At 44.4% G+C, this 24,032-nt stretch carries 23 protein-coding genes; 4 read left to right on the top strand and 19 right to left on the bottom strand.

The genetic code is table 11. The features are described from left to right. Nucleotides 1-69: 69 nt before the first annotated feature. The 4 genes from ABY044_RS00765 to alaC form a co-directional block, all read right to left on the bottom strand. Complete coding sequence (locus ABY044_RS00765; RefSeq protein ID WP_373017142.1) at nucleotides 70-1,104, bottom strand: hypothetical protein; 1,035 nt, start codon at nucleotides 1,102-1,104, stop codon at nucleotides 70-72. A 144-nt stretch (nucleotides 1,105-1,248) separates the two neighbouring features. Then, on the bottom strand, nucleotides 1,249-2,724 hold the full coding sequence (gene thrC, locus ABY044_RS00760; RefSeq protein ID WP_373017140.1) for a threonine synthase: 1,476 nt from the start codon (nucleotides 2,722-2,724) through the stop codon (nucleotides 1,249-1,251). Between the two features lie 111 nt (nucleotides 2,725-2,835). After that, a complete protein-coding gene (locus ABY044_RS00755) occupies nucleotides 2,836-4,146 on the bottom strand; it encodes a homoserine dehydrogenase (protein WP_373017138.1) in 1,311 nt (436 codons plus the stop codon). A gap of 45 nt (nucleotides 4,147-4,191) precedes the next feature. Beyond that, on the bottom strand, nucleotides 4,192-5,388 hold the full coding sequence (gene alaC, locus ABY044_RS00750; RefSeq protein ID WP_373017136.1) for an alanine transaminase: 1,197 nt from the start codon (nucleotides 5,386-5,388) through the stop codon (nucleotides 4,192-4,194). 181 nt (nucleotides 5,389-5,569) lie between these two features. Here alaC and ABY044_RS00745 point away from each other — a divergent pair, with 181 nt between their 5' ends. Further along, on the top strand, nucleotides 5,570-5,953 hold the full coding sequence (locus ABY044_RS00745) for an Mth938-like domain-containing protein (protein ID WP_373017134.1): 384 nt from the start codon (nucleotides 5,570-5,572) through the stop codon (nucleotides 5,951-5,953). Between the two features lie 42 nt (nucleotides 5,954-5,995). Here ABY044_RS00745 and ABY044_RS00740 read toward each other — a convergent pair whose 3' ends face one another. The 4 genes from ABY044_RS00740 to surE form a co-directional block, all read right to left on the bottom strand. Further along, nucleotides 5,996-6,739, bottom strand: a complete 744-nt coding sequence (locus ABY044_RS00740) for a peptidoglycan DD-metalloendopeptidase family protein (RefSeq protein WP_373017132.1) — start codon at nucleotides 6,737-6,739, stop codon at nucleotides 5,996-5,998. Nucleotides 6,740-6,752: 13 nt separating this feature from the next. Then, complete coding sequence (locus ABY044_RS00735; RefSeq protein WP_373017130.1) at nucleotides 6,753-7,331, bottom strand: YqaA family protein; 579 nt, start codon at nucleotides 7,329-7,331, stop codon at nucleotides 6,753-6,755. Next, nucleotides 7,328-7,969, bottom strand: a complete 642-nt coding sequence (locus ABY044_RS00730; protein ID WP_373017128.1) for a protein-L-isoaspartate(D-aspartate) O-methyltransferase — start codon at nucleotides 7,967-7,969, stop codon at nucleotides 7,328-7,330. Before ABY044_RS00730 ends, ABY044_RS00735 begins: the two co-directional genes overlap by 4 nt. A gap of 86 nt (nucleotides 7,970-8,055) precedes the next feature. Beyond that, nucleotides 8,056-8,826 (bottom strand): 5'/3'-nucleotidase SurE, encoded by a 771-nt coding sequence (gene surE, locus ABY044_RS00725; RefSeq protein WP_373017126.1) that lies wholly within the window; start codon nucleotides 8,824-8,826, stop codon nucleotides 8,056-8,058. A gap of 48 nt (nucleotides 8,827-8,874) precedes the next feature. Between surE and ABY044_RS00720 the strand changes: the two genes are divergently transcribed. Beyond that, on the top strand, nucleotides 8,875-9,432 hold the full coding sequence (locus ABY044_RS00720; RefSeq protein ID WP_373017124.1) for a Smr/MutS family protein: 558 nt from the start codon (nucleotides 8,875-8,877) through the stop codon (nucleotides 9,430-9,432). A 106-nt stretch (nucleotides 9,433-9,538) separates the two neighbouring features. Here the strand turns inward: ABY044_RS00720 and ABY044_RS00715 are convergent, their stop codons facing one another. The 6 genes from ABY044_RS00715 to ABY044_RS00690 form a co-directional block, all read right to left on the bottom strand. Beyond that, complete coding sequence (locus tag ABY044_RS00715) at nucleotides 9,539-9,841, bottom strand: septum formation initiator family protein (protein ID WP_373017122.1); 303 nt, start codon at nucleotides 9,839-9,841, stop codon at nucleotides 9,539-9,541. Between the two features lie 48 nt (nucleotides 9,842-9,889). Continuing rightward, a complete protein-coding gene (gene eno / locus ABY044_RS00710; protein ID WP_373017120.1) occupies nucleotides 9,890-11,170 on the bottom strand; it encodes a phosphopyruvate hydratase in 1,281 nt (426 codons plus the stop codon). Nucleotides 11,171-11,251: 81 nt separating this feature from the next. Beyond that, on the bottom strand, nucleotides 11,252-12,085 hold the full coding sequence (gene kdsA / locus ABY044_RS00705) for a 3-deoxy-8-phosphooctulonate synthase (protein WP_373017118.1): 834 nt from the start codon (nucleotides 12,083-12,085) through the stop codon (nucleotides 11,252-11,254). Between the two features lie 2 nt (nucleotides 12,086-12,087). After that, nucleotides 12,088-13,722, bottom strand: coding sequence for a CTP synthase (locus ABY044_RS00700; RefSeq protein ID WP_373017116.1), 1,635 nt, complete (start codon nucleotides 13,720-13,722; stop codon nucleotides 12,088-12,090). 112 nt (nucleotides 13,723-13,834) lie between these two features. Next, on the bottom strand, nucleotides 13,835-15,244 hold the full coding sequence (gene tilS, locus ABY044_RS00695) for a tRNA lysidine(34) synthetase TilS (RefSeq protein WP_373017114.1): 1,410 nt from the start codon (nucleotides 15,242-15,244) through the stop codon (nucleotides 13,835-13,837). A 146-nt stretch (nucleotides 15,245-15,390) separates the two neighbouring features. Next, nucleotides 15,391-16,347 (bottom strand): acetyl-CoA carboxylase carboxyltransferase subunit alpha, encoded by a 957-nt coding sequence (locus ABY044_RS00690; protein WP_373017112.1) that lies wholly within the window; start codon nucleotides 16,345-16,347, stop codon nucleotides 15,391-15,393. Between the two features lie 266 nt (nucleotides 16,348-16,613). On the opposite strand from ABY044_RS00690, the gene ABY044_RS00685 reads away from it, so the two are divergent. Then, complete coding sequence (locus ABY044_RS00685) at nucleotides 16,614-17,336, top strand: YdiY family protein (RefSeq protein WP_373017110.1); 723 nt, start codon at nucleotides 16,614-16,616, stop codon at nucleotides 17,334-17,336. Between the two features lie 149 nt (nucleotides 17,337-17,485). Here ABY044_RS00685 and ycaO read toward each other — a convergent pair whose 3' ends face one another. Next, on the bottom strand, nucleotides 17,486-19,204 hold the full coding sequence (gene ycaO / locus ABY044_RS00680; protein WP_373017108.1) for a 30S ribosomal protein S12 methylthiotransferase accessory factor YcaO: 1,719 nt from the start codon (nucleotides 19,202-19,204) through the stop codon (nucleotides 17,486-17,488). A 139-nt stretch (nucleotides 19,205-19,343) separates the two neighbouring features. On the opposite strand from ycaO, the gene ABY044_RS00675 reads away from it, so the two are divergent. Beyond that, nucleotides 19,344-19,634, top strand: a complete 291-nt coding sequence (locus ABY044_RS00675; RefSeq protein ID WP_373017106.1) for a hypothetical protein — start codon at nucleotides 19,344-19,346, stop codon at nucleotides 19,632-19,634. Between the two features lie 126 nt (nucleotides 19,635-19,760). On the opposite strand, the gene ABY044_RS00670 is transcribed toward ABY044_RS00675, so the two are convergent. From ABY044_RS00670 to ABY044_RS00655, 4 genes are all read right to left on the bottom strand, one after another. Further along, the gene (locus ABY044_RS00670; RefSeq protein WP_373017104.1) at nucleotides 19,761-20,618 is read right to left on the bottom strand and encodes a hypothetical protein; all 858 of its coding nucleotides are present in this window, start codon (nucleotides 20,616-20,618) and stop codon (nucleotides 19,761-19,763) included. A gap of 29 nt (nucleotides 20,619-20,647) precedes the next feature. Continuing rightward, nucleotides 20,648-21,100, bottom strand: a complete 453-nt coding sequence (locus ABY044_RS00665; RefSeq protein ID WP_373017102.1) for a universal stress protein — start codon at nucleotides 21,098-21,100, stop codon at nucleotides 20,648-20,650. Nucleotides 21,101-21,243: 143 nt separating this feature from the next. After that, complete coding sequence (gene tsaB / locus ABY044_RS00660) at nucleotides 21,244-21,966, bottom strand: tRNA (adenosine(37)-N6)-threonylcarbamoyltransferase complex dimerization subunit type 1 TsaB (RefSeq protein WP_373017100.1); 723 nt, start codon at nucleotides 21,964-21,966, stop codon at nucleotides 21,244-21,246. 99 nt (nucleotides 21,967-22,065) lie between these two features. Further along, nucleotides 22,066-24,000, bottom strand: a complete 1,935-nt coding sequence (locus tag ABY044_RS00655) for an ATP-dependent DNA helicase (RefSeq protein WP_373017098.1) — start codon at nucleotides 23,998-24,000, stop codon at nucleotides 22,066-22,068. Between the last annotated feature and the right edge of the window lie 32 nt (nucleotides 24,001-24,032).

Raw genomic sequence — 24,032 nt, 5'->3', positions numbered from 1 at the left:
CTTAAGGTAATAAAAAAGCCCATAAATAAATGGGCTTTTTTATGTGTTTACCGGAAGCAATAACGCTTTTTAGAGTCGATTTTTGAAACGCCAGAAACGTTTTAGATGTTGAGGCTGAATGTGATAACGGTAACCGTCTCCCAACTCCAACAAAAGGGAATGAATCTGTTTGTTTTTCAATGCTTGTAGCAAAGGTTGCATCCATTGACTCTCCAGCCATTCGAGCGTATCCAACCAATCTTCCAGTGTCATTTGCTCAAGTTTTCGGTGAATCACATCCGGCATGAGTAAATGTTGTTCGGCAGTGTCCAACGACCATGCGTGCTGATTTTCAGGAAACGGCTTTGAATCGGCATTGCACAGTAACGCCATAGAATGTAAATAGCGATCGTTTGACCAAATCAGTGCATCTTTACGTTTTACAATCGTTTCAGGTGTTAAACGCCCTTCTCCCCAAAGCCATACGCCGTTGATTTCGGGCATTCCTTGAGTACGGCGCTCTTCATTGACGGGATGGTTAAAGAACAACATAGAGGCTTCGTTTAATAATTGGCGCCAATATTGTGCCGCATTGCCCGTCGGGTTTTTACCTTCTATAGATTGATAGCATACCGATTCTAAAGAGTGGGTGTGTAAGTCTATCGGTTGCTTGATTCGCAGAAACCAATCAATGGGGGTGCCGTATTCAATACTGACTCGATCTTGTTCGAAATGCTGGTTAAAGCTTGTGATCAAGGCTTTGGCTTCGACTTCTGTAATCGCTAAGTCTTTACCTGGAATCAATATCAATGTATCGCGATCGGGAACCATTTGTACCGGATCGATTTTAAGCCAGTAATCTTCGTCAGTGAAATCTTTAATCAGTTGCGAGGCTAATGTGGCAGCAATCGGTAAGGTTTTGGGTTGATGAAACAGTTGACTGGCCGTACTGAAAAAATCTCGGTTTTGCGTCTTGCCGATTCCGGTTTGCAGCGGATAAACGTCGCCCTTTTTTAGTAGCGTCTGTAAAGCCGGAAAATTGCGGCTATTGAAGTTGTCGCCAGCTTCTTCGAATCGTTGTGGATGCAATAATTCAGGAAGCCAGAAAGTCACAGCTTTAGACATAGTTGTTTAACCTTTATATGGCATAGTTCGCTTTTTTTACGAACTGAAAGCGAATGTTTAATATCCGGTATATAGTAAAAAACCGGGTTTCCCCGGTTTTAAGTTGCATGACTTAATTGATGTACTTTATTGAAAAATAAAGCCTTATCCAAGAAAGTTCAAGATTTCCTGTTCAATGTCGTTTTTGTCTATTACGGTCGACTGACTGATTGGTTGATCAAACAATGCCTGAATTTTAGCAGGAATTTTAACCTGGGCTTTTTCTGCAATGATCTTCAAAGCATCGATGTCATGTAGACCGGTTTCGCCAGAAATCGCATTTGCGATGACCGGAGAGAACTTGGTCCATTCGGCCGTCGAATATACGATGGTTTTCAACGATGGTTGTTTACGACAAGTATCATAAGATTTAAAGCAGGTCGCCGTGTGAGGATCCATCAGGTAACCGTCGCTAAACGCTTGTTTGATGTAGGCTTCCCCTTCTTCGTCCGTACAGAAATCGGCCGAGAAAATGCTTTGGATTTTAGCAACTTCATCTGCGTTTAAAGCGTAATATTTGTCTTTATCCAGTGCGAACATCAGTTCTTTAGTTCGTTCCGCACCGAACAGATCGAACAAGATTCGTTCAATATTGGATGACTTCAAAATATCCATAGCCGGTGATGTGGTTGGAATGACGTCCAAATTTCTTAAATCGTATTCACCGGTCTGGATGAATTTAGTCAAGACATTGTTGCTGTTGGATGCTATTAAAATCTGTTCGACCGGCAAGCCCATTTTGTAAGCGTAGTAACCGCCTAAAGCGTTACCGAAGTTACCGCTAGGTACATTCAGGTAAACCTTGTCACCTAGCTTTATTGCGCCCTGACGGATCAGTTCAAGGTAGCTGTGAACGTGGTAAATGGTCTGAAAAATGATTCGACCGAAGTTAACCGAGTTAGCCGCAGAAAGAGAGATTTGGTTCTCTTTTAATTTTGCCTTGAATGAATCCGAAGTCAACAGCATTTTCAGTGCGCTTTGGGCGTCATCGAAGTCACCTTTAATCCCGATAACCTTTAGGTTGTCCGCGTCTTCGGTCACCATCTGTAAACGCTGAACATCCGATGTACCGCCTTCCGGATATAAGCAGGCTACTTGAACGTTTTGTTTGTTTCTAAAGGTATCCAAGGCTGCCGGACCGGTATCTCCGGAAGTGGCCGCTAAAATAAGGTATTTTTCGTCGCGGGCTTGAGCGATTGCCGAAAGCACAGTACCAAAAGGCTGCAGTGCCATATCTTTAAATGCACGTGTCGGGCCGTGATACAGTTCGCTAACATAAAGGTCTTCTTTCACCTTAACGACCGGAACCGGGTTTTTAGGGTCGTCAAACTGGTCGTATAAGTTTAGGGCTTGAGTGATGATCGACGGTTCGATGTCGATTTCGAACTCGTCTAAAATCGCCGCGGCTAGGGTTTTATAGTCAGAGTTAAGGTGCTTTTCCAAAAATGCCAAACCAAGCTCAGGTAAGGTTTTTGGTGAGTAAAGGCCACCGAAAGATGACATTGGGCTCAGGATTGCCTGAGAAAAAGTGATCTCTAATGGAAATTGACCGTCGTTGCCACGTGTTTCAATAAAGTTCATAAGGAGAAGTCCAACACAAAATATTTAATTAGCGGGAATTATACAGATAATTCAAATTTATCTGTAAAAAAGCCAGTTGAAACCGGCTTTTATATCGTAAGGTTTTGGCGGTTAACCTAATGAATCCACACGGATTCGCATGATCTCACCGTCGATTTCATCCAATGCTTGCAGGGATGCCAGGGCAGTGTTCATATCGGCTTCCTTGACGGTATTGGTAATCATGACCAAAGTCGCATCATTCTTATTGCTCTTACTCGGTTCTTGAAGCATGTGTTCAACGCTGATGTTGAATTCGGCAAGAATGGTTGTGATCTTAGCCAATACACCGGCATGATCCAGAGCAAAGCAACGAATATAGTAAGCGGATTCAATCTCGTCGATAGAAACCACCGGAGCCTGTTGAAGTTGATCGCCTTTAAAGCCCAATGCAGGAACGCGGTCTTGCTGAGGCTGATCCTGCCAACGGATGACGTCGATAATGTCTGCAACTACCGCACTGGCCGTTGGACCCGCACCTGCGCCCGGACCGTAATACATTGTCGGACCGACGTGATTACCGTAAGCCATGACGGCGTTCATCACACCATTAACATTGGCGATCAAAACCGATTTTGGAACCATGGTCGGGTGTACACGCAGTGAATAACCGTTTTCTGTACGACTGGCCATACCAAGATGCTTGATTTCATACCCTAGCTGGCTGGCAAAGCGAATATCGTCCGCAGAAATTTTGCTGATCCCTTCGGTATAAACTTTGTTGAATTGAAGTTCGATACCAAAAGCGATCGACGCCAAGATAGTCAGCTTATGGGCAGCATCGATTCCTTCCACGTCAAAGGTAGGATCGGCTTCCGCATAACCCAATTCTTGAGCGGTCTTAAGTACGGTAGCAAAATCGGCACCCGGCTGTTTCATTTCCGTGAGGATGTAGTTACCGGTTCCGTTGATGATACCTGCAACCCATTCAATTTGGTTTCCGGCAAGACCTTCACGCATCGCCTTGATAATCGGAATGCCTCCGGCAACCGCAGCTTCATAAGAGACGATCACGTTATGTTTATTTGCTAATGCGAATAACTCGTTACCGTGTTCGGCAATCAGTGCCTTATTGGCGGTTACGACGTGTTTACCGTTTTGAATTGCGGTTTCCAGTAACGTTTTGGCAAATTCTGTTCCGCCCATCAATTCGACGACGATGTCGACGTCCTGATGGTTGACGACATCCATAGGCTGATCCGTTAATTGGATATCAGCCGTATCGACGTTTCTCGGGCGGTTTAAATCACGAACAGCGATGATGGAAATTTCAATCGTCTGGCCTAAACGTCGTTGAATCTCTGACAATGACTCTTGCAGGATTTCAACAGTACCGCCACCGACGGTACCTAAACCTAATAGACCTAATTTGACTGCTTTCATTTCGCTTGTTTCCTGTTTGTGTATTTTTTGCAGAGTGTGTGTTGTTTAATCTTGTTTGATTAAGCCGTCTTTACGGAACATATCGCGAATACCGCGAATCGCCTGACGGGTGCGGTGTTCGTTTTCGATTAAGCCGAAACGGACGTGGTCGTCACCGTAGTCACCGAAACCGACTCCCGGAGAGACGGCCACTTTGGCGTCGGTCAGCAGTTTTTTGGAAAACTCGATCGATCCCATCGACTTATACTCTTCAGGAATCGGTGCCCATACGAACATGGTCGCCTTAGGCGGCGTGACCTTCCAGCCGATAGAGTTTAATCCCTGGCACAGTACGTCGCGACGAACCTTGTACATGTCGCAGATTTCCTGAACGCATTCCTGCGGGCCTTCAAGTGCCGCGATTGCCGCAACCTGAATTGGCGTGAATGTACCGTAATCCAGATAGGATTTCATACGTTTCAGTGCGTTGACCAAAGTCGGGTTACCGACCATGAAGCCGACGCGCCATCCTGGCATGTTATAACTTTTGGACAGCGTATAGAATTCAACCGCGATGTCTTTAGCCCCTTCAACTTGAAGAATGGACGGCGCTTTATAACCGTCGAATACGATGTCGGCATAGGCTAAATCGTGAATGACCCAAATGCTGTGTTCCTTGGCGATCGCTACGACTTTTTCGAAGAACTCCAACTCAACGGTTTGGGTGGTCGGATTTCCAGGGAAGTTCAGAACCAACATTTTAGGTTTTGGCCATGACTCTTTAATGGCTTTTTCCAATTCGTCGAAAAAGTCGACTTCCGGTGTCATGCGTACATGACGAATATCCGCACCGGCGATGACGAAACCGTATGGGTGAATCGGGTAAGCCGGGTTAGGAACCAGGACGGTATCCCCTTTGTCGACTGTGGCCATCGCCAGGTGGGCAAGACCTTCTTTGGAACCGATGGTGACAACGGCTTCCGTATTGGAATCCAAATCAACATCGTAATTTTTTTTGTACCAGTTACAGATCGCTTTACGTAAACGCGGAATTCCTTGTGAAACCGAGTAACGGTGCGTGCCTTCACGTTGTACAACTTCAATTAGCTTATCAACGATATGCTTAGGCGTATCTTGGTCAGGATTCCCCATACCAAAATCGATAATATCTTCCCCTCTTCTACGCGCTTCGGCTTTTAATTCACCGACAATATTGAACACATAGGGTGGAAGTCTTTTAATTCTCTGGAACTCTTCTATCACGAAATTTAGCCTTCTGTGAGCCACGCAAAAAAGCGTTAAAATAGAAATTTTTTATAAACGACTAATGATACAGAAACATTTTGTTTCGTCAATTGATAATCATCAGATAAATCCGCTTTAATAGCGGATTTGTGGCGAATGCTACGTTATACTTTAAATATCCAAAACGAGACTGAATTTTATGAAATTTACCGAGCATCGCGACTCAAATGTTTATGCGGTTAAGCGTTACGAACCCGGAACGGTCAAAATCAATGATCAGACCATTCATGAAAGTTGTTATCTGAACCAAAAAGAGTTGATTAAAGATTGGGCATGCAAACATATCAGTGAGCTTGAAACCGAGCATTTGGATCAATTACTTGCTCTGCAGCCGGAAGTTATTATTTTGGGAACCGGAGAGCAGCAAGTTTTTCCGGAGCCTCGTCTATTCGCCTATTGCGCCCAAAAAGGAATTGCTTTGGAGGTAATGAATAATATGGCCGCTTGTCGAACTTATAATGTATTGACGACCGAAGATCGGGAAGTGGTTCTTGGCTTAATTATGGATGCCGTAACCAATTGATATCACAGGATTAATTTAATCTCTGGTGTTCGATTGGATTAATTATCTAAAGAGTTGTTTCGCGTCCACTTTCCTGCCACGATAACGCGCTTCAAGATAAAGTTTCGGTCGGTCGGTTTCCCCGCTTGCTCCAAGCGCCGCGATGGTTTGCCCCGACTTTACTTTTTGCCCTTCTTTGACCAGTATACGGCTGTTATGAGCGTAGGTACTTAAATAGCCGCTTGGGTGTTTGATCATGACGAGAAGGCCGAAATGGGAGATGCCGTCGCCTGCATATACCACCTCGCCCTCTTCAACCGATTTTATCGGTAATCCGGGTACGCCGTAAATTTCCAAAGCATTCAAGCCTGAAGGATCGCGTTTGTATTGATATTGTAGTTTCGGATCCATCGGCCAATTCCATGAAGCCATTTGTTTTGCTTTTTGAGAACGTTCAAAATGCTTTTGCGCCGTGGAACCGTTTTGGGGAACAACCAGTTTCTGGTTTATATGAATCGTATAGGGCGGCAAGAGATCGTTTGCATAGGCTAACTGATTCATGTTGACTCTGCATTTAACCGCGATTTGACTTAAAGTGTCGCCACTGCGCACTTTGTAAACCTGGCCGCATTGCGACGATCCGTTGGTTCTTGTATGCGGACCTTGCTCTAGATGCAAGTAGTTTGAACTGGGTGTGCTTGAGCAACCGGAAAGCATTAATAAGCTGGAAAAGGCGGCTACCGAAGCCGCGATCAAAAAATTCGGTTTTGAGATTGATCTATCGTTTTTTGAAAATTCAAAAGCCATTGTCTCGCCGTTGTTACGTGAGTTTTATTACAAGATATAGAGCAATCAGGCCGACTGCCAGCCAACCCAACCAATCAATCCACTGTCGTATTTTTTCTTCATAGCGCTCTCCGCCGACTTTCATGACCCAAGCAACCAAAAAGAAGCGAGCGCCTCGTCCGACGAATGAAGCGATTAAAAAAGGTAATAGAGCCATGTTAGTGGCTCCGGCCGTGACTGTAAATAGTTTATACGGAATAGGACTGAAACCGGCGGCAAAAACCACCCAAACACCGTATTCATTGAAGAACTCTTCAACTTGATGGTAGCGGGCTTCGTAGCCCAATGTTTGAATTGTCGGCCAGATGGCTTCCAAGAGCCAAAAGCCGATGGCATAACCTAAAAGCCCACCCAGTAAAGAAAATATCGTGGTAATCCAGGCGTAGTGGAAGGCTTTTTGCGGTTTGGCTAGAGCCATCGGCATTAGCATGACATCGGGCGGGATGGGGAAAAAAGAAGATTCAGCGAAACTCATGCCACCTAAGTACCAAGGGGCTTTCGGGTGTTTAGCCCAAATTAGGGTTTTATCATACAGGGTGGAAAATAAGCTCACTCTTCAATTCCTTGTTTCATGGGAACAAATAAAACCTCTCCAAGACAGGTCTTTTTGACACCGGTTGAGGTTTTAACGAATCCGTATAAAAGTTGTTGTTCCTCGCCGATCGGCATCACAAGGCGCCCGCCTATCTTAAGTTGGCTGATCAATTCTTCCGGTAGTTTTTCGGGGGCTGCCGCTGAAATGATGCCGTCAAAAGGTGCATTGGATGGCCAGCCCCAATGCCCGTCACTTAAATCAAATTGAATATTGTCAAGATCCAGTGATTGGATGACCGTCTGTGCTTTACGGGTAAGCGGTTCAATGCGTTCTACACTGAATAGTTGTTTGACCAAGAGTGACAATACGGCAGTTTGATAGCCCGATCCGGTACCGATTTCAAGGACTTTATCCATTGGGTAGTTTGCAGTGTCCGCCAGCAACCACTGTGTCATGGTGGCGACGACAATAGGCTGTGAAATGGTCTGACCATAGCCGATCGGTAAAGCGGTATCTTCGTAAGACCGAGTGCCCATCGCTTCGTCGAGGAAAAGGTGTCTTGGTACCACACGCATGGCATTAAGCACGCGGTGGTCCGATATGCCCAACTCCATTAGCCGGCGAATAAGGCGGTCTCGGGTTCGCTGCGAAGTCATTCCCACGCCTTGGTTAAATTGAAACGCGCTGTTGGGGTATTCGGCTGGTTTGGAGAGTAGTTGTTCGGCCAGGATACTATTTAATGTTAAGGATTCGTGTGTGCCCATTGTTGTAATGTTTCCATCATCTCATAATGACTAAGGTCGATTTTAAGCGGTGTAATAGACGCATAACCCTGTTCTACCGCGTGAAAGTCCGTTCCCTCGCCCGCATCGGCTGCGTCGCCTGCAGGTCCGATCCAGTAAATCGGCTTGCCTCTCGGATCGGTCTGTTTAACGACCGGTTCCGAGCAGTGGCGCTTACCTAAACGGGTGATTTTGATGCCTTGAAGTTCGGTAAGCGGAATATCGGGCACATTGATGTTGATAATGGTGTCCGCACTGATCGGTGGAAGCTGGCTTAAGAATTTAATCAGGACATGTGCTGCCGTTTCGAAATGTTGGTCTCCGCAGAGCGAGACGGCAATCGATGGCTTACCTAAGAAGCGCCCTTCCGTCGCTGCGGCAACCGTCCCTGAATACAAAACGTCATCGCCCATATTGGCGCCGTCGTTAATGCCCGATATGACGATATCCGGTTGAAAATCCAGTGCGCCGTTAATCCCAAGATGGACGCAGTCCGTTGGGGTGCCGTTAACGCTGAAAATTCGGCAGTTGGCGTGCGGGTCGTCGCTAGTGGATTGGTTTTGAATGCGTAAAGGTTCCAATAAAGTTAACGAGTTACTGGCGGCGCTTCGATTACGATCCGGAGCCAGCATGACCAACTCTTTAAATTGGACTTGTTTTTGCAAAGTTTCAAATAAAACCCTAATACCGGGGGCTAAATAGCCGTCGTCATTGGAGAGAAGAATGTTCATCAGGTAAAATAACCTATTTCGAAATTTTTATAGTATGAAGATTATATAGTGTCTAAGTTGTCAGCAGAAGATAAATCCTTATTTACTGAAGCGATGGATGGAGTTAAACCGCTCAATCAAAAATCCAAGGTATCGCAGCAGCAGTCGGGGTTACAGCGTGTACGTTACCATCAAACGATAAAAGGCATCAAGCAAAAGCAACGACAGGTCGAGTTAACGGTTGACGTCATTGAAAATCATGACGGTAGTTCAACAGTAGGCGCTTTTGAAAGTTTGCTGTATCACCGTAAGGGGTTACGCCTCCAAGATTTAAGTCGTCTTAAAAAAGGCGAGTTTCCGATCGAGGCCGAGTTGGATTTACACGGTTTGACTGAGCAGGCAGCCGATGAAACTTTGCAGGCATTTATTCATCGTTGTTACCACGCCCATAAGCGTAGCGTCCTTGTCATTCACGGCAAAGGATATAATTCCGAAACCGATGCGCCGGTATTGAAGAACCTCGCAAATATGCGTTTAAGACAATTAAAACAAGTTATCGCATTTTGTAGTACTCAGCCGAAAGACGGCGGAACGGGAAGTGTTTATGTGTTGTTAAAAGCGCACTGATCTGATTTCACTTTAATAACAAATGGTTAGGTTGGATTTGTGTTTGAGTCTGGAACTTTCTTTTTTATTGTTTGAAAGTGTTTTAAGGGGTATCGGACGTACTGTCTTATTTGACCGAATCGTTGACATGTGATGATTTGGTTTCAATCACTTCGATAAAAACTTCATCTTTAGCGATCATTCCCAAGGTTTGTCGAGCCAAGGTTTCTACCGCGCTATTTTGCGTCTGCAAATCCTTAACTTGCTGCGATAGCTCGGCGTTTAGCCTTTGCTGTTCAGCTAATTGATTTTCAAGTTGGGTGAGTTGATTCTGTAAACTAAAAAGCTCGCCGATTCCTCCGTTGGAGGAAAGTAAGCGAGCTAATAGAATCACGATGATGAGCCCAAGGACAAGATAAAGACGTTTCATAGAACTTCTTGTAACTTACGGGTACATGAACTCATCAAATCGTTCTGTTTATTTCAAGTTGTAAAATGCAGCTTTACCTGGGTAAACCGCTTCATCACCTAAAGCTTCTTCGATGCGAATCAACTGGTTGTATTTAGCGATACGGTCGGTACGCGACAAAGAACCGGTCTTGATTTGTCCAGCGCCTGTTGCGACTGCGATATCAGCGATAACTGTATCTTCGGTTTCACCTGAACGGTGAGAAACAACAGCGGTATACCCTGCTTTTTTAGCCATTGCGATGGCTTCGAAAGTTTCAGTCAAAGTACCGATCTGGTTGATTTTGATCAGGATAGAGTTAGCGATTCCCTTTTCGATCCCTTCCTTAAGGATTTTAGGGTTGGTTACGAACAAGTCGTCACCGACGATCTGCAAACGGTCGCCGAACTTTTCAGTTTGCAATTTGAAACCGTCCCAGTCTGATTCGTCCAAACCGTCTTCGATAGAGATGATTGGGTATTTGTTAACCCATTCGCCTAGGAAATCGACCATTTCCGCAGAAGTTAAAGTTTTGTTTTCAGAAGCCAGGAAGTATTTCCCATCTTTATAAAGTTCGGAAGACGCAGCATCCATGGCAATCATAATGTCTTCGCCAGCTTTATAACCGGCTGCTTCGATTGCTTCAAGAATAACGGTAATCGCTTCTTCGTTTGATTTAAGGTCAGGTGCAAATCCACCTTCATCACCAACAGCGGTGTTGTAACCTTTATCGTGCAATACTTTTTTCAACGCATGGAAAACTTCCGCACCGTAACGAATCGCTTCGGACATTGAAGGTGCGCCAACCGGCATGATCATGAATTCTTGGAAATCAACCGAGTTATCAGCGTGCTCACCACCGTTGATGATGTTCATCATTGGTACCGGCATCTTGTAGTCGTCGGTCTTAAGGTAAGCGTATAAAGGCAAACCTTTTGATTTAGCCGCCGCTTGTGCAGTAGCGATAGAAACAGCCAAGATTGCGTTTGCGCCAAGACGACCTTTGTTTTCGGTACCGTCAAGTTCGATCATAGTGTTATCGATGTCAGCTTGGTTGGTTGCATCTTTACCGATAAGAGCGGCTTTGATTTCAGTGTTAATGTTATTAACCGCAGTTAAAACGCCCTTACCACCAAATTTGGACTTGTCTCCATCGCGTAGTTCAATCGCTTCGCGTGAACCGGTAGAGGCACCAGATGGTGAAATACCACGTCCGAAAGAACCATCTTCCAAATAAACATCTGCTTCTACGGTAGGATTACCACGTGAATCGATCACCTGGCGCGCTTTAATATCTTTAATTAATGACATTCTTTTTTCCTGTTTAACTAAAATTTTTTGTATCTGTTATTTTAAAACGGTTATATAACAAAAGGATGACAATTTATAGGGTTAAATTGTGTTTTCTATAAAACCTTCCGATTTTACCAAGTCATCAATCTGTTTTAGGGTCGTTAGTAACGGTTTTAAATTTCCGATCGGCCACATGTTAGGCCCGTCACTTAACGCCTTTTCAGGGTTCGGGTGAGTTTCCATAAATAAACCGGAAATCCCGACGGCGGTTGCTGCACGAGCCAACACCGGAACCATTTCCCTTTGTCCGCCTGAAGTGCTTCCCTGCCCGCCCGGCTGTTGCACCGAATGAGTGGCGTCAAATACGACCGGGCATCCGGTACGGCGCATGGTTGATAAACCGCGCATATCTGAAACCAAGGTGTTGTAACCGAATGAGGTTCCACGGTCACAGACCATGATATTGTCGTTGCCGACTTCACGAGCTTTGGCGACGACCTGATCCATATCCCAAGGCGCTTGGAATTGCCCTTTCTTGATGTTGACCGGTAATCCCTGGCTGCAAACGCGCTGAATAAAGTTAGTTTGGCGAACCAAGAATGCCGGCGTTTGTAGAACGTCTACGACATCCGATACTTCTTCAAGCGGGGTATCTTCGTGAACGTCCGTTAATACCGGTACGCCGATCTCGTCTTTTACTTTTTGAAGGATACGTAAACCTTCTTCGATGCCTAAGCCGCGAAAGCTGTTGGTTGAAGTGCGGTTTGCTTTATCGTATGACGACTTGAAAATGAATGGAATCCCCAGTTCATCGGTCATCTCTTTTAGTTGGCCTGCGGTATCGAGAGTAAGTTGCTCAGATTCGATAACACATGGGCCGGCAATCAAAAACAGAGGCTGATCAATGCCAGCTTCAAAGTGACATAATTTCATAATCAAGCTTCCTGAGATTGTTGGTGTTGGTTAGCCGCTTCGACAAACGCAGTGAATAAAGGGTGACCGTTACGTGGTGTAGAAGTGAATTCCGGATGGAATTGACAGGCTACAAACCAAGGGTGCTCAGGAATTTCAATGGTTTCGACCAAAGTTCCGTCTTCGGAACGTCCGGCAAAAACCAAGCCCGCTTCTTCAAGTTTGCTAATGTAACCGTCATTGACTTCATAGCGATGACGATGGCGTTCGTTGATTAAGCTGCTGCCGTAAATTTCTTGGATTTTTGAACCCTCGTTCAAACGACAGTTCTGGCTTCCAAGGCGCATGGTTCCACCAAGATCGGTTTCTTCGTCGCGTTGAATTTTTTCGCCGTTTTCGTCTGTCCATTCTGTAATCAGGGCTACGACCGGATGCGGCGTGTTCGGGTTAAGCTCGCTACTGTGAGCATCTTCCAGTCCCGCGACGTGACGAGCGTATTCAACCACCGCCATTTGCATTCCAAGACAAATTCCAAGATACGGAATTTTGTTCTCACGAGCATATTGAATGGCTGAAATTTTACCTTCTACACCACGTTCGCCGAATCCGCCAGGCACCAAAATAGCGTCCATATACTGGAGACATGAAGTATCGGTTTTTTCGATTTCTTCAGAGTCGATATAGTGAATGTTCACTTTCGTCTTGGTATGAATTCCGGCATGGATCAAGGCTTCGATCAACGACTTGTATGCTTCCGTCAGGTCAACGTATTTACCGACCATGGCGATCTCTACAGAGCGCTTAGGATTTAGTTGAGCACTTACAACTGCATCCCAGTCGGACAAATTAGGTGCCGGCAGATCCAATCTGAAACGGTCTACAACTAAATCATCCAAACCTTGTTCGTGCAGCATGCGAGGAACTTCATAGATCGTTCTTGCATCCAAGGAGTTAATAACTGCCTTCTCTTCAACATTGGTGAACAGAGCAATTTTGGTTTTTTCGTTTTCCGCCAACGGAATTTCAGAACGACAAATCAAGATATCCGGCTGGATACCGATTGAGCGCAATTCTTTAACCGAGTGTTGGGTCGGTTTGGTTTTGACTTCGCCGGCTACCGCAATGTAAGGAAGTAAGGTCAAGTGCATGAACATGGCGCGGTCGCGGCCGACTTCAATGCTTAATTGACGGATCGCTTCGAGGAAAGGAAGGGATTCAATATCCCCTACCGTTCCGCCGACTTCAACCAAGGCGACATCATAACCTTCCGCAGCCTTAAGGATGCGGCTCTTGATTTCGTCCGTGATGTGCGGAATGACCTGAACGGTACCGCCAAGGTAATCGCCGCGACGTTCTTTACGAATAACTCGCTCGTATACCTGGCCCGTAGAAAAACTGTTACCTTTGGTAAAGTGTCTTTGAACGAAACGTTCATAATGCCCTAAATCCAAATCGGTTTCGGCACCATCGTCAGTAACGAAAACCTCCCCGTGTTGAAACGGGCTCATCGTACCTGGATCGACGTTAATATACGGATCCATTTTTAACATACTGACTTTTAGACCGCGCGCCTCTAACAAGGCCCCTAATGAAGCAGCCGCAATACCTTTACCTAAGGAAGAGACTACACCACCTGTCACAAAAATAAATTTAGTCATTTATTCACACTTTATTGAAAGGTTGGAAATCAAGATTTTGATGTTTCAGAATGGAAGCGAATTATAGCCTAATAGCGCCTATCCATCAATGTAATTTAGTTATTTAACGGGCTTATCCGCAGCTCTGACAATTTCCGGACGGCCCTTTTTTCATCAGCAGTTGTTTTGTTGCTATAAGATGAATCATATCGTCATCTAAGGATAATGCAATGGTTTCGTTCTCATGTTTATGTTTTTGTTGAGAACTTTGATTTTCCTCGGGTAGAAACGAGGTTCTCATTCCCCAAACACAGAGCATTTGATCGTCCAGACATAATACCGGCCAAAAAGGTCTGCTCCATGGCGGAATGCCTTGGCCTTGAAACCATTTCTTTAAGCTGTTTCGATTTAATTCGTCAGAATCTTGGATGTTACGCACGGTTAAACGCTCGCGGTTTTGTTCATACCAGTGTTTAGGTAGATTCAATGTGTACTGTCCGCTGTCACTCGAATTTCGTTTGATATATTCTTTTAGAGTGGAGATCTTAATGGAATAATCCTTATAGAAATCAATGAAATAAAAAAGTTTCTTTCGGTATAGCCTAAGTTCGCCGCAGGCCAGTTTTAAACTCGCTTTGGTTGTTGGCTGCTGAAAACAGTGTTTGTCGATCCATTCAAGTTGTTTAACACCAAGATTGATGTTGCAGACCGTATCGCTCCAGTGACGTAAAACATTCTTCAATGCAATCCAATCAAGGTGTTGATAGCGGTTTAAATCGATACTGTTAATGCCGTGTTTGAATGTTTGAAGCTGCTGTTCCGCAAAACGCTGCAATAGGATTTGAGCCTCTTGCAAGTGTTCGGCCGAACGTTCTATTTGAGAATCGATATTGATCCAGCTCCCTCTGAATTCAGGAAGAATTCGGTGTCTAATCAAGTTTCGTCTGAATTCAATATTTGCATTGCTCGGATCTTCAATCCAATCTAGTTGATGTTTACGTGCATAAGCCAATATCTCTTCATACGGCACTTTGAGAAACGGTCGGAGATGATAAGCATGAGTCTGATTCGAAATAACGATTGTTTTTTTATAGGGCATGGCGGATAAGCCGTTTACGCCCGATCCGCGGGTCAAGTTTAATAAAAAAGTTTCGGCTTGATCACGTTGATGATGCGCTGTCAGTAAGAGGTCCCCCTCTTTTAAACATGACGTTAATGCATCATAGCGTCGTTTTCTGGCAACCGCTTCGATCCCTTGTCTTTGAGTCTGATCGATATTGACTTTGATTGAATGAAACTCGATCCCATGCTGTCGGCAAAATTCAAGACAGTGTCGGCTCCACTGATCTGCTTGGGGCTGTAGCTGGTGATTAATATGAACGGCATACAGTTTTTGCTTGAAAGCGGGAATCTGTAAGAGAGCATGAAGCAGTACGGTCGAATCGAGTCCGCCGCTGTATGCAACTAGAAGATTTTGTCGGTCAGAAACTTGAGTCTTGAAACGTTCAATTTCGGATGCTAAAACTGGAAATGAATCGATCACGAAACGCCTCTAATAAGCCATGCTTGAAAACAAAAAAATCACCGGGGGCCTGCCGGTGATTTAAGGGGGTTGTTTAGTTGTATAACCGATTGATATACGATTTGTATAAAAGAATCGATTAGTAAAACATGGATGTCTTGCAGCGATTAGGCTACGTCAAAATTTCCGTAATCCATATAACGTTGATAACGGTTAGCTAGAAGTTCGTCTGTAGCCACATTGGCAAGTTGGCTTAGCTGAGCATTTAACGCATTCTTTAAACTAGCTGCAGCAGCCTTAGGGTCACGATGAGCTCCACCAAGTGGTTCCTGAATGATTTCATCAATCAAACCTAACGACTTCAATCGAGGTGCTGTGATTCCTAGTGCTTCAGCGGCATCTTTTGCATTGGCGGCATTTTTCCATAAGATAGACGCACAACCTTCCGGAGAAATAACGGAATAGGTACTGTACTGCATCATCATAGTAACGTCGCCAACACCAATGGCCAAAGCACCACCGGATCCCCCTTCACCAATTACCGTACAAATAATCGGTACGCGCAATTCAGCCATTTCAATCAGGTTTCGGGCAATCGCTTCACTTTGTCCGCGCTCTTCGGCATCAATTCCAGGGTAAGCCCCCGGAGTGTCGATGAAAGTAACGATCGGCAAATTGAATCTTTCCGCCATTTTCATTAGACGTAACGCTTTGCGGTACCCTTCCGGGCGTGGCATACCAAAATTACGTTTGATTTTTTCTTTGGTGTCGCGCCCTTTTTCCTGTCCGATAACCATTACCGGTTGGCCGTCCAATCGTGCTAAACCGGCAACGATAGCTAAATCATCGGCGAACGCACGATCTCCGTGCAGTTCTTTAAAATCTGTAAATATTTCTTTGATGTAATCAAGCGCGTAAGGTCTTTGCGAGTGTCTTGCCAATTGCGCGACTTGAACGTCACTCAGATTTTTGAAAATAGACTCAGTTAGATTTTTACTTTTGGTTTCCAATGCAGCGATCTCCTGGAGAAGATTCATGTCAGCGCCATCAAGGTGGCGAAGCTCGTCAATTTTGGCTTCTAATTCAGCAATAGGCTGCTCAAAATCTAAAAAATCTAATTTCATTCCTAAATTCCATAAAGTGATATGAATAATTGGCCTATTTTAACAAACTTCATTTTTATGTGCTGTATAAGACCGTTTTTTTTTAATTAGATGCTTTTATCACACCTCAAATCCCTTTAACCCTATAGGTTATGGGTAATATTTCAAGGTCGGTTTTGCTATAATGTCCGGCCTTTGAATTCCATAAAGTTGTCGGTATGATGAAATTCATGAGTAAAATCAATCGATAACAGCGAGCTATTTACTAATTTAGGAAACGATCTACCATGAAAAACATCCCTTTAATGATGAGCGGCGTCGTCTTGGCCGGTATTTTAAGTACCGGTGCTTTGGCGGAAGATAAGTACGGTTTGCAAGGTGCTGGAGAACTCGGCTATACAAATACAACCGGTAACACTGAAAGTTCGGCTGTTTACGGTGCACTTAAGGTGAACTACATTCAAGCCAAATACGAGTTTAAATCGAATTTCGAGATTAATAATAAATCCGAAAACGGTGATCAAACTCAGGAACGTTTTGTCGCCGATCTTCAGTACAACCGTTTCTATAGCCAAAATAGAGACTATTACAGTTTTGTTCAGGGGCGTTTTGAAAAAGATAAATTTGCCGACTTGGATCTTGATTCGTTATTTACCGTCGGTTTAGGTAAAACATTTATCAAAGATGAAAAAACATTACTTAAAGCGGAAGCCGGTCTCGGTTACCAGTTAACCGATTACATCGTAGCAGACGATGTGGAGCAAACGATCGGGCGCTTGAAAGGCGAATACGCTTACACCTTTAATCAGCACGTTAAATTCACACAGGACGCGATTGTGTATGGTGGTGGCGAACAGACCAAGATAGAAACCAATACCGGTATCAAAGTGAAAATGGCTGAAAGACTAAGCTTGAAGGCTGCTTATCAATACCGTAGTAATAGCGATCCTGCCCCTGGCGTTAAAAAAGAAGACACTCAAACGATCATTACGTTAATGTATGACTTTTAAGTAAGCGCTTTAAGCGTTAGAAATGCCTAGATTCATAGGCATTAATAAAAAGCCACAAATTGACTTGTGGCTTTTTTATTTTTGAGATAAATGGCCATTGTTCGATTAGCCGCTATCCTTTCCCCATCCATTTAGAATGGATTATTTTATTAAACGAAACGTTCTTGTTTGACCTGTCGGATACGATCATAGATTTTCAGCATGGACTGATGTCTTTCGGATTGCAGGAAAATATCTAAACCAATGGGTTCTCCAAAGAAAATCTCATCACCTGTAATGTTTTTCATCACTTTGTCAGTCAAATCACTTCCGAATAGACTCGTCATAGTTGACTGATTGATTGAGTCGGAAGCGTGCATTTCTAACGCGAATTCGAAAGCTTTATAGCGCACACCCCAATGGCTTACGGGATCGACAAAGTACAAGGATTCTTGTACCGATTCCAATGCCGCACCGTGATTACCTGCCGCCAATGCCAACCAGAAACGTAAATCGGCAACTTTGAGCTGTGACCAGAAACTACCCGGATCGGGCATCAAGCCGATTAATGAAGCGATTCCTTGGTGTTCGCTTAATCCTAAAGCATCAAGCTCATCTAAATGCTCGTCGAAATCCGTCGTCGCGTCCAGGGATAACAGCAAATCACGTAAATTGCGACCGACATTCTGATTGCTTTGAACCAGCTCGTCGCAAGGATAGATTTCGGACATGCCCGGTACAATTATGCGGCAAGACGGAAAGTCGTAATGTTCATACTGTGCGACATAGACATCGGTTCCTTGGCGCTGGACTAAATCAACCAGGCTTTGCCACTGCTGTTGTGTCGTTCCTGAAAAATCCCAATCATGGAATTCATAATCAGCCGAATCGGAAATGAAGCGGGCGTGAATCAAACCGCTAGAGTCTATAAAGTGGTTTTCGATATTCTCATCTTCGGCAACGGCATCTTCGTCGAATACCGGCGTCTGAAACCCGTCTAAATTTCCGAGTTGACGACCTTGTAGCGATTCGGTCAAGGTTCTTTCCAAGGCGACTTCAAAAATAGGATGCGCGCCGAAAGAAGCAAAACAGCGACCGGTTTTTTGTTCGAACAAAGTTACGTTAATGACGGGAAAATGTCCGCCTAAAGATGCGTCGCGCATGGATACTTCGATACCTTCGCGCTGCAATGCTTCCCTGGCCTGTATAACGGTATGAAAGCGTGCAATGACCGACTCCGGGATTTCGGGCAAACATAGGTTTTCGCGCATGATTTTATTCTTAACCCAACGCTCGAATACTTCGGATAAGCCCTGGACCTGCGCTTCCAAATGGGTGTTCCCTGCCGACAGACCGTTACTGGCATAGATGTTACTTAGCAGGTTCATCGGGAAGTATATGCTTTCACCGGAACTGACTTGCGTTAACGGAATCGCTCTGATTTCGTCGTCGGTGTGGTTGAAACTGAGCAAGTCTTCGGCCTGATAATCCTGGTCGGGATCGTAAAACTTCCAAAGCTTCGAGCTTAGACAGTTTTGATAATTTTCTAGGGGAAAACGTTTTTCATCCGGGTAGTACAACCAACTTCCGGCATTTTCCAGAGCGTTGTTTTCCAGCCAATAATCCGAAAAGAAATAATTAGTAGATAAACGTTCGATAAACTCGCCGAGAGCACTGGCTAAGGTCGCCTTTCTGCTTGTCCCTTTTCCGTTTGTGAACAGGCCCGGACAATTTTCATCGTAGATATGCACCGAATAGACATTTGATACGGGGTTTAACCAAGAAGCTTCAACGATATCAAAACCTGCATTACGCAAAATGTTCTGCATATTTTCGATAGAATTTTCCAAGCAGGCGTCCTTGCCTTTGATAAACGTTAATTCACTCATTGAGTCTATTTCCTTGATTTGGTTGCTTTAAGCCAATCCGTATTTAAAATTATGCTGATATAAATTTATTTTGTAAGTAAAACTGTTTAATCTGAGTAGAATGAATATTGTGAATCGTTTTCATTAAAGGGGGCTTAAAATGAAAAACCAAAACACACATCTTGCATTGACGCTCACCAGCAGTCTTGTCTTTTTTTCCGGATCTGCATCAGCCGAGCCGCATCCCGGTAAAATATTACTTGATAAAGCTCAGTGCATGAAATGCCATGAAGCTAAACCGTTTAATCCATCCAAAACAACCAGCTATCCCAAATTGGTCAAAGCAGTTACTTTTTGTAACGCTAATTTAAATACCGGATTTTGGGATGAAGAAGTAGAAGAAATCGCAGATTATCTGAATCAAGAATATTATCATTATGAAAAACAATAGGCTTGAATCATTCTGATGAAGCTTAACGGGGCTGTTAATAACAGCCCCTTTTTTTTTCCGTCCTTTTTAACGCGCGCCGGTTAAAAAAGCAGGATTCTTTTAATTCTAACAGTAATACGCTATTTCTTATTTATCCCGTTGTAATTGAGATAAGTTTTGCTTCATGGCTTTTAAGGTATCCGGATCAGCCTCTTCGACTCCGTCTTCGTAAAGTTGATCTTTTGAATCACTGACGATTTTATCAATCGCTTCGATCAAAAAGTAATAACGGGTCGACTTTTCAATTGCTTTCCAATCCCTTTGTTTTGCACGCCATAATTTTGCAAGTTGGTTGTCTTCTTTAAATAATTTCAAAATTGCTTCGAGCGCTTGATTCAATGGAGCAATGGTTTCAAAGGGCATTAACGGTCTGCCGTATTCACCATAAAAACTTTGTCTTTGAAGCATGCTGAGTTCAAAAGCCGGGACCATATCCTCAAGACCGGCAGTTTTTGCTTCGCGTTCTGCCCGTTTCAGTCTTTCAATCGTCAACATCGGAGCGTCTGATTTCCAACGACCGAACACGATATACAGGTTGTTACGTTCGATAAAATAGTGTTTACCAACATCCAGTTTCATTATGTTTTTTTGAGAGACGGCATACTCCAATTGCTTGGTATCCAATTTGGTCGTATCTTTCCAGACTTCCCAGCCGGAGCCTAATCCTTGGTCTGTTTCTTTGCTGATCGGAACACAAGAAGAACCATAGTCGTGCCCTTCTACATAATCCAAAACCGCAAGTTGATAGTCGCCGTTTTTAAGCTCTTTGGTTACCTTGCCGACAATGAATGCATCGTCTTTGATATTGGGTTGGGGGAAAGCGACAAACACGGTTTCACCCACCGAAAAATGTCCGGCATAGACATTGTTGGCGGACAGTAAACAAAATACGGTAAGCACCGCCAAATGAAATTGGCTTGATTTTTTATATAGGTAACCCAGCATGGTTGCTCCTTGTAGATTGGGAAATACGCTTACTCGTCCAACTTGACCGACAATACATCGCAATGCGCTCTATGGAGTACACTATCGGTTGTCGAGCCTAGCAGCCGTTTCCAGCCGGATAAACCGTATTTACCCATGACGATTAAATCTGCGTCTAATTCTTCAGCCGTTGAGACAATCGTATCACTGGCAATTCCGTTAATGACCTTGGCGTGTTTCAGCGAAAGTCCGGACTGCTCCATTAAATGCTTCAATTTGTGGTTTGCATTATCCATGATTTTTTCGGTTAATTCTACGTCCCACACACCGGGAAGTCCGGTGACTGCCACATCCTCCAAAACCGGATAGGTCGGAATTTCTACGACGTGAATGACATGGATGGATGCGTTGTAAATTTCCGCCAACTGCATCGCCCGTGCTAAAGCGAAATCGCTGTGTTTTGAAAAATCGACCGCAACGAGAATGGTTTGATAATTATGCATTTTGCACTCCTGTTCCTATGGTATTAGGGTGAGTTTATTCACAATAACTGTGGATAAAATTGTGTGTAAGCAATGGTCAAATCAAAAAAATCCAATAAACTCTTAAACTTCTCTTCACCTGCTTATTAAATAAGCAAATGCGGTTAATCATTCGCTTTAGCACGGCGTTGTTCAATGGTTTCTGCCACATCATTTCTAAGATAGACCGGTAAAGGTACTTCTTCTGTAATGGGTTTAGCCATCTCCGGTTTTAAATTCGCTAAATGAGCAATCGATCCCGCACGCGGAAGACTTTCGTTCCACTCTTTAAATAGTCCGGTTACATTAGGATAAGCGTCTAGTATATCGCCGTATGCATGACATTGATTTAATTCCGGCAAGGCTTTTATTCTTTCGATTGTCGCCGTTTCCGATAGCATACATGGCGCACCGGCTTCCCAATTTGCGGTGTCGGTTTTGTATACGCCGGTTTGCAGATAGATTTCCTGCATTCTAGCATCCATAAGCGCAATCCAGTAAACCGGTTTTGACGGGTCTTCATGCGATTTTGAGATGACATCGGAATAACACATGGCTTCCAAAGATGAAATACCGATAACCGGCTTGTTCCAACCCAGTGCCAAACCTTGAACAACGCCTGCGGCAATACGAACCCCGGTAAATGCCCCCGGACCTTCTCCGAAAGCCAAATAATTGATGTTTTCGTGAGAAAGCCCGGTTTGTTGCAGCACTTCGTCGACCATTTCGAGTACGCGTTGCGCATGTTTTTGGGGAAGCATTTCAAAAACCTCTGTGATTTCTCCATTATGAAGTAAGGCGACCGAACAAGCTGCGGTTGAAGTTTCTATGGCTAAAATCGTATTCATAAAGCGTGGTTTCCTAAAAGCGCGTTAAGCGAAAGTATTAATTCAATAGTTCTAAGGTAAATGCCAAAATTGTTATTGGTGTTTATAGTTTCCGGTTAATCATTGAGCGGCTAGCTTGTCGATGGCGACCTGTGGTTCGTAGACCCAGGGAAAATCCGGTAAGCTATCTCGAATAACCGCTCCGTAGCCCTTACTGCTTAAACGTGGATCACACAGCATCAGTACCCCAGTGTCCTGAACGTCACGAATTAACCGCCCCGCTCCTTGTTTCATGGCAATAACGGCTTCGGGCAATTGAAAGTGTACAAAACCATTCAGTCCTTTTTCTTTCAAATAAGCCTCTCTTGCTTGAACGATGGGATCGTCCGGCGGAGCGAACGGAATACGGTCGATGATAACCAGTTTCAACGCTTCGCCTTTAACGTCGACGCCCTCCCAGAAACTACTGGTACCTAAGAGTATCACGTTGTCCAGCGATTTGAATTGGTTAAGCAACGTCAGTTTGGGGAGTTCGCCTTGAACCAATAATTTACCCTGCCAGTGTTGCTTGAGGATACTGTAGGCTTCTTGCATGGCACGATGGCTGGTAAATAACATAAAGGCCCGCCCTTCGCTGACTTTTAATAAAGGCCACGCGGCGCGAAGACAGATTTTTATATAATTTGGATCTCTCGGATCGGGTAAGCCGATCGGATGATAAATCACACCTTGAGTTTTATAGTCGAACGGGCTTGGCCATTGAACGGTTTTTGCATCCATAAGCCCTAGACGATTGGCAAAATAGTCAAATTGATTACGAACGCTTAACGTGGCGGAAGTAAATAGCCACGCACCGCCGATCTGCTCCCGTTGTCGACTGAAAGCTGCTGCGACACTCAGAGGGGTTAGGTTGAGTTTAAAGCGTGCCTGCGACGATTCAATCCAGCGTATTTTGTTTTCTGCATTCGGATTGCTCCATTCTGCCAGCTGGGTTTCAAAATCTTTAGTGCGCTTATAAACAGCCGTCAGCTGCTTCCCTCGTTCGGCAACCACTTTCAAGCTATCGGCTAAGAAACCAAGTTGGTTTTTCAACGCCTTAAGCATGGCCTGAAAACCAGCCTCTTGCTCAAGCTGTTTCCATGTCCAGCGTTTTTCCCATTTACCGAGTGATTCGTTAAAGAGTTTAATCTGGTCTTCAAACTTAACCGCTAAATCCGAAATTTCCTGACTGTCCGGAGACTCCAACTTTTGGGCGTGTCGAATATCGCGTACAAGCTCTTCAAGCTGACCGCGCGTAATCGAAAAGCCAAGGAACTGAGCCGCTATATCAGGCAACTGATGCGCTTCATCGAAGATATAAACATCCGAGTCCGGTAATAATTCGCCAAAACCTTGTTCGCGTAAAGCCAGGTCGGCACAGAAAAGGTGATGGTTAACGACAAGAATTTGAGCTTCTGTGGCTAATTCTTTGACTTTTGGATAAAAACAGCCGGATTCGGACAGGCATTCAGCCGCCTGACAAAATTCCAGTCTTGCCGTGACTTTTCGCCAGATGGAATCATTTTCAGAAATACTGTCCAGCTCGGCACGGTCTCCCATTTTGGTTTTTTCGGACCAGTCACGAATTAAGGAGAGTTTTTTCCAATCTTCTTTGCTGTGTTGTTCGGTCGTTTCTGTGATTTCCAGACGTTGCGGGCACAGATAATTATCGCGCCCTTTTAGAAGCCGTGCTTTACCTTTAACCTGACAGGCTTTAAGGAGCGTTGGAAGGTCTTTTTGGATTAACTGTTCTTGCAGGGTTTTGGTTGCGGTGGAGATGATGATTTTCTTGCCCGAAAGCAGTGCCGGAACCAAGTAAGCAAATGTTTTACCTGTTCCCGTTCCTGCTTCGGCCAATAACGTAGATTCGTTTTCGATTAAATCAGCCACTTCATGCGCCATATCAAGCTGGGATTGTCGAGGAGTGTAACCTTCGACCAATTCGGAAAGGCTTCCGTTTTCTCCCATTACTTGCTCAATGCTCATGGTTTGTTTTGATTTTGTTTTTTCAACCATTACGACGGCGCGGCCTAAAATTAATATGATAA

The sequence above is a fragment of the Thiomicrorhabdus sp. genome, from assembly GCF_041583835.1.
Taxonomy (GTDB): domain Bacteria; phylum Pseudomonadota; class Gammaproteobacteria; order Thiomicrospirales; family Thiomicrospiraceae; genus Thiomicrorhabdus.
Note: the sequence above shows the minus strand (reverse complement) of the source record. Positions and strands in the feature narration are given on the sequence as shown.

What these genes read in the sequence shown, in the direction of transcription:
- ABY044_RS00765 (WP_373017142.1), bottom strand. Translation starts at nt 1,104, where the DNA reads ATGTCTAAAGCTGTGACTTTCTGGCTTCCTGAATTATTGCATCCACAA.
- thrC (WP_373017140.1), bottom strand. Translation starts at nt 2,724, where the DNA reads ATGAACTTTATTGAAACACGTGGCAACGACGGTCAATTTCCATTAGAG.
- ABY044_RS00755 (WP_373017138.1), bottom strand. Translation starts at nt 4,146, where the DNA reads ATGAAAGCAGTCAAATTAGGTCTATTAGGTTTAGGTACCGTCGGTGGC.
- ABY044_RS00745 (WP_373017134.1), top strand. Translation starts at nt 5,570, where the DNA reads ATGAAATTTACCGAGCATCGCGACTCAAATGTTTATGCGGTTAAGCGT.
- ABY044_RS00740 (WP_373017132.1), bottom strand. Translation starts at nt 6,739, where the DNA reads ATGGCTTTTGAATTTTCAAAAAACGATAGATCAATCTCAAAACCGAAT.
- ABY044_RS00730 (WP_373017128.1), bottom strand. Translation starts at nt 7,969, where the DNA reads ATGACTTCGCAGCGAACCCGAGACCGCCTTATTCGCCGGCTAATGGAG.
- surE (WP_373017126.1), bottom strand. Translation starts at nt 8,826, where the DNA reads ATGAACATTCTTCTCTCCAATGACGACGGCTATTTAGCCCCCGGTATT.
- ABY044_RS00715 (WP_373017122.1), bottom strand. Translation starts at nt 9,841, where the DNA reads ATGAAACGTCTTTATCTTGTCCTTGGGCTCATCATCGTGATTCTATTA.
- eno (WP_373017120.1), bottom strand. Translation starts at nt 11,170, where the DNA reads ATGTCATTAATTAAAGATATTAAAGCGCGCCAGGTGATCGATTCACGT.
- kdsA (WP_373017118.1), bottom strand. Translation starts at nt 12,085, where the DNA reads ATGAAATTATGTCACTTTGAAGCTGGCATTGATCAGCCTCTGTTTTTG.
- ABY044_RS00700 (WP_373017116.1), bottom strand. Translation starts at nt 13,722, where the DNA reads ATGACTAAATTTATTTTTGTGACAGGTGGTGTAGTCTCTTCCTTAGGT.
- ABY044_RS00690 (WP_373017112.1), bottom strand. Translation starts at nt 16,347, where the DNA reads ATGAAATTAGATTTTTTAGATTTTGAGCAGCCTATTGCTGAATTAGAA.
- ABY044_RS00685 (WP_373017110.1), top strand. Translation starts at nt 16,614, where the DNA reads ATGAAAAACATCCCTTTAATGATGAGCGGCGTCGTCTTGGCCGGTATT.
- ycaO (WP_373017108.1), bottom strand. Translation starts at nt 19,204, where the DNA reads ATGAGTGAATTAACGTTTATCAAAGGCAAGGACGCCTGCTTGGAAAAT.
- ABY044_RS00675 (WP_373017106.1), top strand. Translation starts at nt 19,344, where the DNA reads ATGAAAAACCAAAACACACATCTTGCATTGACGCTCACCAGCAGTCTT.
- ABY044_RS00670 (WP_373017104.1), bottom strand. Translation starts at nt 20,618, where the DNA reads ATGCTGGGTTACCTATATAAAAAATCAAGCCAATTTCATTTGGCGGTG.
- ABY044_RS00665 (WP_373017102.1), bottom strand. Translation starts at nt 21,100, where the DNA reads ATGCATAATTATCAAACCATTCTCGTTGCGGTCGATTTTTCAAAACAC.
- tsaB (WP_373017100.1), bottom strand. Translation starts at nt 21,966, where the DNA reads ATGAATACGATTTTAGCCATAGAAACTTCAACCGCAGCTTGTTCGGTC.
- ABY044_RS00655 (WP_373017098.1), bottom strand. Translation starts at nt 24,000, where the DNA reads ATGGTTGAAAAAACAAAATCAAAACAAACCATGAGCATTGAGCAAGTA.